This is a genomic window from Humiphilus diazotrophicus, from assembly GCF_059726315.1.
On sequence record NZ_AP040870.1, the window covers coordinates 5,026,864 to 5,040,687 of the forward strand.

The window sequence follows — 13,824 nt, forward strand, 5'->3', positions numbered from 1 at the left end:
ACATTCGCAGGCCTTCTTTCCTGGGCGAAAGATTCCTTATCTCTTTGTTGATCTCAGGCTAGAATTTCAGCAATCGCCTGAGATTTGCGAAGAGCAAGTCCTGCCTACGAAGGTAGACTGAGAGCAATAGTTCTATGCGTCCCTTCCACGTCATTACCAAGCCCATCGGCCCCCTCTGCAATCTCGATTGCAAGTACTGCTTCTATCTCGAAAAAGAACAACTTTATCCCGATACAAAGAAGTGGAGTATGCCGGAGGATGTTCTGGAGTCCTATATCCGGCAATACATCGAGGCTCAGGATGCTCCGGAAATTCATTTCGCCTGGCAGGGTGGTGAGCCAACGTTATTGGGTGTCGGCTTCTTTGAAAAAGCTGTTGGGTATCAGCGGAAGTACGCCAATGGCAAAGTCATTCATAATGCCTTTCAGACAAACGGGATTCTTCTGAATGACGAATGGGCAGCATTTCTGGCTGAAAATGAATTTCTGGTTGGGCTTTCTATCGACGGTCCGGCGGAACTGCACGATCTTTACCGCGTCGATAAAGGACAGCAGCCGACATTTCCACGTGTGCTTCACGGTATTGAATTTCTGAAGAAACATCAGGTTGACTACAACACATTAACGGTTGTCCATCGCAAGAATTCGTATCATCCGCTAGAGGTTTATCGATTCCTCAAAGAGATTGGAAGCGGCTTCATGCAATTCATTCCAATCGTCGAGCGGAAATCGAGTCTTGTGAACATTGCAGGGCAGGACAAGGCTCTGTCGTTCCCCGAAGATGCCGAGGTTACGGAGTGGTCTGTTGAGCCGGAACAATACGGGAAATTCCTTATCAATATCTTTGACGAGTGGGTGCGGAATGATGTTGGAGAATATTTCGTACAGCTCTTCGATGTCACGCTAGAGAGTTGGATGGGGCTGGATCCTTCGCTTTGTATCTTCCGTCAGACTTGCGGCAGCGCGATGGCTTTGGAACACAATGGTGATCTATACTCCTGCGATCATTTTGTCTATCCGGAGTATAAGCTTGGCAATTTGATGGAAACACCACTTACGGATTTGGCATCTTCGTCACAGCAAAAGAAGTTTGGTCAGGACAAGCACGATGCTTTACCTGCATATTGCCGCAAGTGCGAGTTCCGATTTGCCTGCAACGGGGAGTGTCCAAAACATCGCTTCCTGAAAACACCGGACGGAGAGCCGGGACTAAATTATCTATGTTCGGCGTACAAGGCTTTCTTCCGCCATGTGGATCCCTGCATGCAGTTTATGGCTAGAGAATTGAGGGAGGATAGAGCGCCAGCGAATGTGATGGCGTGGCTGGCAGGTAAGACGGATATCGCCCGAAAGACATCGGCTATCGGTGCCGAGCTGGGAAGAAACGATCCTTGTCCCTGTGGAAGTGGAAAGAAGTTTAAGAAGTGTTGTGGAGTTAATTGAATGAAACTCAATCGAGGTGGCCTCTTGCGAAGAGGCCACCTCGACTTGTTAGTTGGACTTCACTAACTCAAGATCCACGCCCGATCCTGAGTCATCGATTTGCATCGATAGGGAATGTTGTAGCGGGTTGTATTGAGATGCAATCTGTTGCTGCTTCCCGTTGAGTAGCACCTTTGCAGGGCTGGCTGTACCCCAACCATAGACTTCGACGCTGAACATCTTCCACCAGGGCTGATAGCTGCCTTGGTGATTACCAATATGAATCTGAAGATTTCCGTTCTTCTTTACTTCACAAGTGAAGTTCATCCGCAAGAAGTTTCCTTGCTGATAGCTCGTTGTTTCTCCATCATCCTGATAAAGAGTTCCTGCACAATTCTCGCCAGGATAAACGCGTAAGGTTAGCGGTCCAGCAGGTGTTTCCATGGTGCTCTGTACGAGCGGCTGCATCGGTAGAATCGTCCCTTCCCTGACAAAGACGGGCAGTGTGGCGAGAGTGGGATGAATGATGAGCGGCTGCTTCGATCCTACTTCCGGAGCATCCTTCATCTGTTCTTTGTCCTTGCTGCTGATTTGTCTTCTTTGAATCTCTTCGCCGGTCCAGTAGTTATACCAATTGACCGGAGGCAGGACGACTTCGTAGTCGTCCAGTTCGTCAGGATGCGGAGACGGAGCTACAAGCATATTCGGGCCAAAGAGGAACTCGCCGTCGGCATCAAGATCGACAGGATGTCCATCGGGAGTGGCATGGGGGAATTCCAGAAAGAGAGGACGCACAATAGGGAGACCTGTGCGTGACATCTCTTCTGCTGTCGTATAAAGATACGGCATCAGGCGATAACGCTCTTCAATATACTTCCGCCGAATTGCTTCTTGTTCCGGTCCATGTACCCAGGGCTCCTGGTTACCGGTTCCTTTGGCGGTATGGTCGCGATCGATAGGCTGAAATGCTGCGACTTCAAGCCATTTGGTAAGGAGATCTGGTTGAGGTGTTCCAGCGAATCCTCCAACATCGGCTCCACTCATTGCAAAACCGCTTAGTCCCAGGTTGAGCAGCATCGGCGTTGTTAAGCGCAGATGGTTCCATGTGGAGCTGTTATCTCCCGTCCATGTGGCGGCGTAGCGTTGTCCCCCGGCATAGGAGGCGCGCGTCAGCACAAAGGGACGAAGATTCGGATAGAGCGTTTGGAGTCCTTCGTAGGTGGCACGAGAGTTTTCCATGCCATAGAGGTTGTGAATCTCTCGATGGTTTGTGGTGCGAGTTTGAAAGCCGGGTTCTTCAATTCTATGTTGAACCGTATCCGGCATGGTCTTGTCCGGTCTTTCAAAGATAGCCGGCTCGTTCATGTCATTCCAAAAACCTGCAACGCCTTCTGCCGTAAATTCCTTATACAGAGTTCCCCACCAGTCGCGCGTAACCTTGCGTGTGAAATCTGGGAAGACCGAAGGGCCAGGCCATACCTTTCCCACATAAGTTGAGCCATCCGGGTTTTTTACGAAATGATCTCCCTTTGTTCCACTATCGTATGGAGCATATCCGGCATTAGACAGATGTGCGATATGCAGATCCGTGATGGCAACAATGCGAAACATCTGCTTCTTTAGGTCGGAAACCATCTCTGCAAAATGGGGGAACTTTTGTTCATCGACAGTGAATGGACGATTGTCCTTCTGATAGTCGATGTCCAGATAGATAACGTCGGCGGGAATCTTGTCGGCTCTTAGCTTATCTGCAACTTCGCGAACTCGTGATTCCGGGTAGTAGCTATAGCGAGATTGCTGGAAACCGAGCGACCAGAGCGGCGGAAGTGGTGTGAAGCCAGTCAGCCATGCATAATCCTGGACAACCTTCTTGGCATCGGGACCATAGAGGAGGTAATAGTCGAGTGGCCCGGCCTCCGCTCCAAAAGAGTAGGTGCTTGCCGACTTCTTCCCAAAATCGAAGCTCGATCTCCACGTGTTGTCGAGCAGTATCCCGATTGTTTTGTCTCTGCGTACTGCGAGGAAGAAGGGAATGCTTTTATAAATGGGATCGGTCGATTCCTGAAATCCAAAAGCATCTGTATTCCAGAGTGAGAAAGCCTGGTTCCTTCTATCAAGCGGTCCAACTTTGTCGCCCAAGCCAAAGTAGTGTTCATCCTCTGGCATGGTTGCGGTCACTTGAAATGATTTGCCATGGAAGGCTACAGGATCGGCAATAGAACTCTCTTGCAAGATGTTTCCTTGCAGGTCGGTGACTGTGAGTTGCATGGTCGATTTGGCAATTTTCACCTTGAGCTTTGCGGTGTGGAAGCCAACGCTGTCTTGTCCGTTATCCGGAGTTACCTGTACATGTTGTGTGCGTGCTTTGTCCAGGACCGCCCAGGAAGCGTCTTCTCCGAGATTCCCCTTGGGGCTGATACGAATGCGCAGGACATCGTCTCGCAACGCGAAGATATTCATCACAGCACTTCCACACCGGACTTCAATTCCGTACTCTATGGCACGGCTGGATGTGATTTTGTTCAACAGGATGACAGAGTCACTAGAACTTACTTTATGGCTTTCAACGGCAGGAGTACCAGATATTGGCTGTGCCGCGAGATGCAAGGGCCACAAGGAAGAAGCGAGAATCAGGGATGCAAGGAATTGTAACTTTGGTCGAGTCGATTGCATAAAGACTCCATGTGAATTCTTGATGGATGAAACCAGTTCAAGTGTGAAGAACGGAAGCCGAGACGAACCTGTTCAATTGTATGACCAGGGAACACTCTGCATTTGCAGCATGATGAAATTGGTGTGTTGGTTTGAAAGCGTAAGAGCCCAGCCTCAATGGTAGAAGCTGGGCCTTTTTCTTACTTCAGTTTGTATAGTTCGAAAGATTCTGGTGCCAGAGGGATATCGATGGCATTGCCATTCTGCGCCGCAGAAGCGGAGCTAAGTAGAGACTTTCCATCAATTCGGCAGCCATTTAGCTTCGTTTCTTTCAGATCGAGGTGAATAGTGCGTTCCTTCTTTGAATTGTTTAGCGCAACCAATATTGGACCATCACTCTCACTCGTTCCACTGGCGCATTTGTAGTCGCCTTCGATACGGGTAAAGATAAATGCCGAATCATCGACGAACAAATCCTGGAGCCCGCCTTCTCTAAGTACCGGATATTGTTTCCGCAGATGCAGCAAAGTGCTGACCCAAGTTACCATCTCCTGCTCGGAACTGGTGCGTCCGGTCTTGGTGTAGGCGCTGGCAGTGTCGCCAGCGAAACCGCCCGGGAAGTCGTGGCGATTGTCAGGATCCTCGCCTCCGGTCATTGCGATTTCATCACCCGAGTAGATCTGGGGCATTCCTCTGAGTGTCGCTATCAGTCCAAAGCCAAGTTTCGTTTTTTCAGGAGTTGAACCCGGCTCAGAAAGGAAGCGCACTGTGTCATGGTTTCCAAGGAAAGTCACTAATCTTTCCGGATGCGGATAAAGCCAATCTTGGCGTAAAACTCCGGCGAGCTTTGTCATCGGAGCATCGTGAGCCAAAGTCTGTCGCAGGGAGTTGAAGACAGGAAAATCGAAGGGAGTATCGAGTCCTGTATCGATTCCTCCATGCGAAACACCGCCTGCGAAAAATGCCGTAATGGTTGGATCTGGATTGAAGGCTTCTCCCACGGTCGTCAAGTGTGGATAGACAGCATGAATCTGGGCGTGAAAGTTATGCCAGAATTGACGACCTACAAAGGGAAAAGTATCGATTCGCAGACCATCAAGCCCTGCAATCTCAATCCACCAGATTGAGTTCTGAATCAGGTACTGGGAGACAAGCGGGTTTTCCTGATTGAGATCGGGCAGGATATTGGCAAACCACCCATTCGTCGTCTCCTGAATGAGTTCGGGCGAGGCATGCAGGTCGGCATTAGCAGAGAAATCGCCTTTTGCCTCGTGATGCTGTGCCAGCGTGCCATGAAACCAATCTGCGGTCGGAGGATCGAAGATCCATGGGTGGCGTGGGCCTACATGATTTGGAACTGTGTCGAGCACAATCTTCATGCCTTGGCGATGAAGTGCCTCGGCGAGATGCTGATAGTCTTCCATGCTGCCAAAGTGAGGATCGACTGCGTACATGTCCGTTGCACTATAGCCGTGATAAGACTCTAGCGAGGGGACATTCTTATAAACCGGAGTCGTCCAGATAGTCGTGACACCGAGTCCCTTCAGATAATCGATGTGCTTCTCGATTCCGCGAAAATCGCCGCCGTGCCAGCCACGAGCTTTGGTGCGGTCATACGGTGTTCCGGTGGAATTTTCTGTAGGACTGTTGTTCGATGCGTCTCCATCGGCAAATCTGTCGGTCATGATGAGATACATCACATCGGAACTATTAAAGCCCTGATAGCGTCCGGCTGCGGGCTGACGTTGCCGCAATTCGAAATTTGCGGAGGCTTCTCCTGCAGCATTCTTCGCATGGATCTTCAGTGTTTGAGCTGCAGCCTGCTTGGAATCGAGCCAGAGAAATGCCCAATGTCCATTCTCAGAGATAGAGGATTTGGTGATCGAAACTCCGTTTCCTGTAACGGAGAATTTGGCGCCATCAAGGTTCTCTCCATGAACGAGGAGCATAGGAGAAGGCAGTTCCGGCCACCAGTTCGGTGGATCGATTTTGGTAATGTGAGGCGAAGAAGATTGGGCGTAGAGGCAGACTGAGGACAGTAAGGAGACAACTAGGGCTAAGAGAAGGAATCGGCACGTACGCATCGTCATTACAGCTCTTTCAGAAGGATAAAGTGTTCAAAAGGGGCGGCATGACACGTTGCGTGTCATGCCGCTTTCGAGGGTGGATTAGAACATGAAGCGAACAGCGAGCTGCAGCTGTCGTTCAGTGGCTTGCCGTGTTCCAGTAATACGTCCAGCGGTAGACGTGTAGTTAAGCAGGTTACCGTCTGGGTTCTGGAACTGCGGGGTATTCGCGAGGTTATAGGCTTCCCCGCGGAGTTGGGTCTGTAGTCGCTCGGTAAGATGTATGCTCTTGAAGATCGAAAGATCGAGCTGAGCAGTGCCAGGTCCGAAGAATTGGTTCCGGCCTACGTTCCCAATTCCGGTGGATGGTCTTGCTGAAGGACTCAGGAAAGCAGTCGGATCGAACCAGTATCCGGAGATGCTTTTCGATTCCTTATAAGGACTAGCCAAGAAACCGCGCTGAGAGTAGTTGCCATTCCAGTCGTTGTATTGAACTGTGAATGGAGATCCGGTTTGGAATTGGAGCAAGGTATTAACCTGCCATCCTCCGGCTACTGCATCGATGGTGCGATTCCAATTCGCTCCAATCATCTTGCCTTTGCCAATAGGAAGCTCATACAAGCTGCTGAATACGAAGACGTGCTTTTGATCGAGTGAAGAGTTTCCATAACCAAGCTTGGTATCTGCAAGGTAGAGGGAGTTCGGTGTGAAGTAACCGAACATTCCGTCAGAATTGTCACGAGTGTGGGACCAAGTGTAAGAAGTCGTGAAGTTGAAGCCATTGGAAAAACGCTTATTCAGCTGCAACTGCAGGCTATCGTATTTGGAAACACCGTTATTGAGGTCGTAGTTCACCTGTCCTAATTTCGGGAAAGGTGCTGGTCCGCCCGTCAGTGTGCGGGTGTTGTAGTTGTAGGCCGTCGTTAGGTGGTCGACCTTGTTTCCAACATAACCAATGGTGAAGACATACTCTTTGCCAAGCTGTTGCTGGATCTGAAGATTATATTGCTGTACGGCTGGGATCTGATTGTGCCGGTTCGTCGCGATAACGTTCAATCCCGCTGGTGGGTTCTTGGGATCGAAGTTCGGATAACCGGGAAGTGGTAAAGGTGCGGTGGCCACTGTGTTGTTTGCGGTGTTCAAAGGTGCTTGCCCCGAGAAGGTTACGCGGTAACCATTGGCTGCTGTGTAGCCTACGCTGCCGCCATAAGGAGCCTGCTGTCCGAACTGGTTGTCAATGCCACCACGATCGAGGAAGTAGAAGATGCCATAGCCTCCGCGAAGCACTGTGCGGCCTGTTCCATAGACGTCATAGGAAAAGCCAATACGAGGTGCAAAGTTGTTGTAGTCGGTATCAACCAGACGACGGGGAACTCCGCCTACACCAGCTTGATCGATATAGCCGGTGAAAGGATTGAGTGCGGCCTGCCGGTTGTGCTCTTCCAGTGGGTAAGCAAGGATGTCGTAACGAATACCAAGATTAAGGACAAGGCGATTGGTGACTTTCCAGTCGTCCTGGCCAAACATACCAACCTGGAAATTGCGAGTTCCGAAGAATCCGGTTTGCGCACCGATATCGTATTCGTCCATGAAACCTGCAAGAAGCTCAGAGACGTCGTGTCCGGTGAAGTCACCACCACCCAGGTGGAAGTAACCCTTTCCGGAGATAGGACGGAAGAACGCTACGTCGCGGCGAACCGCCTGTTCTCCGAACTTGAAGGCATGGCGTCCGTGGATCCAGGTCAGAGCGTCTACGATTTCGTAGGTGTTCTGAGGAACAGCATAAGTGCCGTAGTCGCCGGTATATTCGAGCTCATTGCCCCAACCACCGATGAGAGCTCCACCACCCAGTTGAGCGGTGCGGTTGGCATTGACGATTCCCAGATTAGAGGCAATCGGCCGGTCGCTATAGACCGGAACGTTTGTCAACGTATAGCGGTTGTATCCAACGCGCAATTCATTAAGCAGGTCAGGCGTAATCGTGCGGGTGTAGCCGAGGGCGATACCACGGCCATGAACATTATTTGATCCGGAAGCAAAGCCAGCGGGCAATGCCGCGAATTTCGATGTTCTTACGAATTGGCTCTGGTCATAGGCAAAGCGTGCAAAGATTTGGTTCTTGCTATCAGGAGTCCAATCGACGCGGGTATCGAAATTGTTGTAGTGAGTAATGTCCTTACGAATCGTGCGGTAGTTGTTCTGAGTACCGTTGACAGTTCCTGTCAAATTGGGAAGAGGATAAGCCGAAAGGTATTTGACCGCGGCAGAATTCAGACGCGCCGGATTAATAACGTTCGGTTGATTGTTGTATGCGAACTGGCTGCAGGTAGTCGGATCGAAGATGGCACCGTTGGCCGGATTGGAAGAACTGACCACTGAGCCGTTGGCGAGTCTGTACTGCTGGCATCCGGTTACTGCGCTGCCGGCCGGGTTGATGACATCACTCTGCCCTAACAGTTCAGAGAAGTTTCCTTGCCGCATGAGGGCGGTTGGCACTGTGACGATTTCGGCGTTGAGAGGCTGATCTGCCCGGGTTCCTTGATAATCCCCAAAGATGAAGAGCTTATTGGGGATTATGGGCATTCCGAGAGAACCACCAAACTGGTTTCTCTTGAAGGGCAGTGCTTTTTGCTTCGATGCTCCCAAGAACTGGTAGTTCGGATTGGCATCGAAGGCGCTGTTACGGTGGAACTCAAAGGCAGATCCGTGAATCTGGTTGGTTCCGGATTTGATCGAGGACTGGACGACAGCTCCACCCGCCTGTCCGAATTCTGCGGGAGCTGTGCTGGTATTTACACGAAACTCTTCTGTCCCTTCGATATTCGGGAAGAAGACCAGTGTATTGACCAGGGCTTCGTTATTGTCGATGCCGTCGAGAATGTAGTTGTTCGCCTGTGGACGTAGACCGTTGCTGGAGAGAGAGCCGCCACCGCTGTCGCGGTTACGGAAGGTTTCTGCGTCACCGTTTACACCGCTAGCACCGTTGCCATAATTTCCACGGGTTACGCCAGGGGTGAGAAGAGCCAACTGGGTGAAATTGCGTCCATTCAGAGGTAATTCGGTTACTTGACGGCCTTGAATGACCTCTCCGGTTGAGGAGGTTGAAGTATCCACTAGTGGGGCGGCATCGGTGACCACAACGGAGGTGCTTACCGAGCCGGGATTGAGTTTAAAGTTGAGGGCTTGAACTTGTGAGACCTGAAGTGTCAGGCTCTGGACCTGGGTCTCGAATCCGTTTGCCTGGACCTGGGCCTTATAGCTTCCACGGACCAGAGCATTGACGACGAAATTTCCAGCTGCATCGGTTGTTACGGTTTGAGCAGCATTGGTGTCGACGTTTGTAATGGTGATCGTCGCGTTGGGGATTGCGGCGCCGGTGTTGTCGACTACAGTTCCCTGGATACGCGCGGTATCGGTCTGCGCGCTGAGATTTGTTAGTCCAAAGGAAAAGAGAAACATCAGGCAAGGCAGAAGGAGCCGGCCTATGAATCTCAGAATTGAACTCTGTTCTTTCCTATGGTTCTGCATTCTGGTCTCCACTAATTACTTCTCGCTTTCAGGAACTCTTTAGTTGGGGCAAAAACCCGAGTTCTCGTTAAGCCGAGACATACCCTGATCTTTGAATTGTGTTCAACACAATACACAGTCGTTCCTTTGTGTATCAATTTCTCATCTTCTACTAAGTAGTTTATATTTCAGCGATTTAATAGATCCCTTAACCTGAAACATGGAGAGAAACGGCGATGGAAACAAGGGGGGCAGGTCTTTTGGGCAAACGGATAATTCGCCACAGAGAGGATTTCCCCGGGATCAATTGATTCGACCCGGATTTTTGTAAAGACGTGATCGGGTTCCGGTGGGTGGGAAGGAAAGAGTTTTCCCTTGATGTCTCGGTCTATATCTTTACCTTTGCGGGAAGTCTCCAGGTCCTCAGCTGGTTCGTATCCTTAATGTCTTGTTCGTTTGTTCTATGCATACTTTAGATAATTTACCAGGGTAAAACAGAGTGTTGTGCTCGTGAATGATTTGGATCTTTCAGACACTCTAGACTCGGCATCTACGAAATCTCATTGAAATTGAAGCGAAGGATTTTGCCACGTGGACTTTCCAGTCCACGTGGCCGGAAGTTGTAGGGTTTAGAACTGCAACCGGAAAGCTAACTGCAATTGGCGTTCCGAGTGCGTCCGAGTGCTGTTGATTTGACCGAAGCTTCCGTTGTCTGTTCCGGACGTGCTTGTCTGGCATACTGCAACGGCTGAGCCGGGGCAGCTGTCGAGGTTGCCGTTCGGGTTGGCGAATGCTGGGGTGTTGGTCAAGTTGTACGCTTCTGCCCGGAATTCGGAGCGGAGGCGTTCTGTGATCTGGAAGTACTTAAAGAGGGAAAGGTCGACATTGCGATAGGAGGGTCCAAACAGCTGGTTGCGTCCCAAGGTTCCCGGACGTGTGAAGGTGCTTGTCTGGCCGTTGGGGGTAAGTACCGGTGGACGTACAAAAGATGTTGGATCGAACCACTGGTGCAGACTCTTGACGTAATGGACGGGTTTCACCAGGTCAGCGCGGTTATTGATACTGGCGCTGAGTTGAGCTGTTGCTCCATTGGGAGCGGTATAGAAATAATTGCCCGTTGTTACATCGAAAGGGGTTCCCGTCGACAGAGTGGTGACGGTATTCATCTGCCATCCGCCAATCACCTGATTGAGAGCCGTTGGGATACTGGATGCAAATTTCTTGCCCTTGCCGAAAGGAAGTTCGGCGAGTGCGCTAAAGACAAAAACACTCCGTTGATCTTGATCGGAATTTCCGTAGTTTGCCTTGAAATCCGGTCCCGTAGGCAGAATGAAGATGCGGGAACCTGCTCCGCTAGCCCCGGTTGAAAAAGCTCCGTTGGAATTGTCCATGGTATGCGACCAGGTGTACGCAGCCGTGTACTGGATGCCATGTTTCATTGCACTGTTCAGGTAGACCTGGAGACCGTTGTAGTTGGAGTTGCCGTTGGCAAGCCCCCGATTGATAGCACCGAACTGCTGGTACAACTTCGTATTCGGTGCTGTGTTGAGGATCTGATTATTTAAGTTGAACCACGTTCTCTGGTGCTGCGCCGAGGTTCCAACGTAAGCGATATTGATCGAGGTGTTGGACGTCAATTGCTGCTGAAGTTGTAGATTCCATTGCTGGATCATCGATGTCGGCAGGTGGGTATCTATGGAAATCAGATTGGAATTAATCGGATTCGCGCGATTGACGGTATTGCCAAAGGTTGGCAGGGGAAGTGACCCCGTTGCCGCTAGATTGTTGTTATTGCCAGGAGTCGCCTGACCGGTGAAGTTGATGCGATAGCTGCCATTGGTTGGAGAGTCAGAGTAGCTGACCGATCCATTGAAATCTGGGTTATCGCTTAGCTGATTGTTGATACCGCCACGGTCCTGGAAGTAGAAGATGCCGTATCCACCTCTGACAGCAGTTTTGCCCGTGCCGAAGACGTCATAGGCAAATCCGAAGCGAGGAGCAAAGTCGGTTTTATCCGTATGGACAATGCTGCGTGAAAGTCCATTGGTTCCAGCTACCTGAAGCGTGAGGGTAGTCAGATCGAAGTTGGACTGGTAGTTGTGGTCTTCATAAGGGAAGGTATAGAGGTCGTATCTGAGCCCGAGATTCAAAGTGAGCCGACGGCTGACCTTCCAATCGTCCTGAGCAAAATATCCGGTCTCCCAATTTGAGGTTTTGAAGTAATTGCTGGCGACACCGACGCTGTAGTTGTCTACAAATCCGGCAAGCATGTCAGCCATTGAGAAACCAGTGAAATGCTGGGCACTGTAATCGAAATAACCTTTAGCGTTACTTGCGCAGCAGAATGAGACTTGGCGCTTTTCGATGCTGGTACCGAATTTCAGAGCGTGAGCACCCTTGGTCCATGACACCTCGTCTACAAATTGGTTGCTGGATTGGGGAACCACATACGGTCCGCCATCTCCCGTATAAGCAAGATATCCACCGTTGATTGCTGCGCCGCCTCCAAGGATAGCGTTGCGATTTGCATTGGCTATCCCGAGGTTGGCTGAAACAGCTATACCCTCCATGGGCGGTTCGTATCCATAGAAGGTATACACATGGCCATAGCGGAATTCATTCACAAGGTTGGGTGTGAATATGTGCGTGTAGCCGACGGTTTCCCCGCGCGGGTGCACAGGGTTGCTACCGGAACCATAACCTGCTGGGAGATTAGGGAATAAGCTCTCTTTGGTTTGGACGTCTTGTCCATAGCTGTAGCGAGCAAACACGTTGTCCCGCGACGTGGCCTTCCAATCCAGTCGAACATCGAAGTCATCGAATCTCTCGGTGAGCGAGGGACTTGCATAGTAGTTGTTTTGCAGTGTGCCGTTTGATCTGTTGGGAAGAGGAAAGGCATTCAGATACGCGAGTCCTGCCTTATTTCTTCGATCTGACGGAACGATATTTCCTTGGAAAGGAGCACAAGTAACCGGATCGTAGATGGTGCCTTTCGGTCCGGCAGCTGTGGAACATCCGGTAACCGTATGATCCGGTGTCGTGGTCGTAATGGTACTACCATTCGACAGCAACTCCGAAAAGTCTCCGGTACGCATGAGTGCCGTTGGGACGGTTTGGAAGGATCCTCCTACTGGCTGCTTGAGTCGCAGTCCCTGGTAATCGCCAAACATAAACAGGCGATTGCGAAGGAGAGGGCCTCCGAGGGTTCCCCCGAACTGTGTGCGATGGAATGAGGGAGCGGGAGTTGTTGGGCTGAAGTAGTTAGGGCTGGCATCGAAGATTTTGTCGCGATCAAAGAAGAAAGCCGAACCATGAAATTCATTGCTTCCGGATTTAATCGAGCTTTGGACGATTGCTCCTCCTGCCCTTCCAAATTCTGCAGGAGCTACCGAAGTGTTTACGCGAAACTCCTGTGTGGCTTCAACCGGAGGGAAGAAGATAATCGTGTTGACCAGGGCTTCGTTGTTGTCCAGACCATCTAGTTCGTAGTTGTTTGCTTGAGGACGAAGGCCATTTACCGCTAATGCAGCTCCGCCCGTCTCACTATATCTCCAGGTTTCGGCATTTCCGTTTTGACCTGCTGCATCGCTGCCATAAGCGCCACGAGTAACGCCCGGAACTAACAGCGCAAGCTGGGTAAAGTTGCGACCATTCAGCGGTAATTCCGTGATCTGCCGTCCCTGAATGACAGTCCCTGTGGAAGAAGTGGCTGTATCTACAATTGGTAAAGCGTCAGTTACCGTTACCGTTGTATTGACAGCTCCAGGCTTCAGATGAAAGTTGGCTGCTCTTACCTGGGAGACTTCAAGAGTGAATGTTTGCTCGGCGCTTTCAAATCCGTTGATCTGAACCCGGATCTTGTAATTGCCGCGTACAAGCGCATTGAAAGTGAAATTTCCGGAATTGTCGCTCGCCTGGATGCTGGAAACCCCAGTGTCCAGGTTTGTTAAAGTGATGGACGCGCCGGATACGAGTGCTCCCGTATCGTCCATAACTACTCCTTGGACCCGTCCTGTATCAGTTTGTCCAAGAATTTTCACCGGCACAATAATTGCTAACAGCATTAGCACAAAACAGCCAATGAGAGGAAAGATCCTCCCATGAGGTCTTAGAAGTCTTTCTTTTTCCATTTGTCTTCTGTCGTCATTGGAATTATTTGTCGGCTGGCAGCCTCAGAA

At 50.6% G+C, this 13,824-nt stretch carries 5 protein-coding genes; 1 reads left to right on the plus strand and 4 read right to left on the minus strand.

Translation table 11 applies throughout. The features are described from left to right. Positions 1 to 134 precede the first annotated feature (134 nt). The gene (locus AC6I7T_RS20920; RefSeq protein WP_497789535.1) at positions 135 to 1,442 is read left to right on the plus strand and encodes an anaerobic sulfatase-maturation protein; all 1,308 of its coding nucleotides are present in this window, start codon (positions 135 to 137) and stop codon (positions 1,440 to 1,442) included. Between the two features lie 48 nt (positions 1,443 to 1,490). Here AC6I7T_RS20920 and AC6I7T_RS20925 read toward each other — a convergent pair whose 3' ends face one another. The 4 genes from AC6I7T_RS20925 to AC6I7T_RS20940 form a co-directional block, all read right to left on the minus strand. Beyond that, the gene (locus tag AC6I7T_RS20925; RefSeq protein ID WP_497789536.1) at positions 1,491 to 4,094 is read right to left on the minus strand and encodes a glycoside hydrolase family 31 protein; all 2,604 of its coding nucleotides are present in this window, start codon (positions 4,092 to 4,094) and stop codon (positions 1,491 to 1,493) included. Between the two features lie 179 nt (positions 4,095 to 4,273). Continuing rightward, complete coding sequence (locus AC6I7T_RS20930) at positions 4,274 to 6,163, minus strand: alpha-amylase family glycosyl hydrolase (protein WP_497789538.1); 1,890 nt, start codon at positions 6,161 to 6,163, stop codon at positions 4,274 to 4,276. A 78-nt stretch (positions 6,164 to 6,241) separates the two neighbouring features. Then, positions 6,242 to 9,667 (minus strand): TonB-dependent receptor, encoded by a 3,426-nt coding sequence (locus AC6I7T_RS20935; RefSeq protein WP_497789539.1) that lies wholly within the window; start codon positions 9,665 to 9,667, stop codon positions 6,242 to 6,244. A gap of 608 nt (positions 9,668 to 10,275) precedes the next feature. Continuing rightward, positions 10,276 to 13,776: an outer membrane beta-barrel protein gene (locus AC6I7T_RS20940; protein WP_497789540.1), complete on the minus strand. Its 3,501-nt coding sequence runs from the start codon at positions 13,774 to 13,776 to the stop codon at positions 10,276 to 10,278. Positions 13,777 to 13,824: the final 48 nt, after the last annotated feature.

Coding starts and splice junctions, on each gene's coding strand:
- AC6I7T_RS20920 (WP_497789535.1), top strand. CDS start 135: ATGCGTCCCTTCCACGTCATTACCAAGCCCATCGGCCCCCTCTGCAAT.
- AC6I7T_RS20925 (WP_497789536.1), bottom strand. CDS start 4,094: ATGCAATCGACTCGACCAAAGTTACAATTCCTTGCATCCCTGATTCTC.
- AC6I7T_RS20930 (WP_497789538.1), bottom strand. CDS start 6,163: ATGACGATGCGTACGTGCCGATTCCTTCTCTTAGCCCTAGTTGTCTCC.
- AC6I7T_RS20935 (WP_497789539.1), bottom strand. CDS start 9,667: ATGCAGAACCATAGGAAAGAACAGAGTTCAATTCTGAGATTCATAGGC.
- AC6I7T_RS20940 (WP_497789540.1), bottom strand. CDS start 13,776: ATGGAAAAAGAAAGACTTCTAAGACCTCATGGGAGGATCTTTCCTCTC.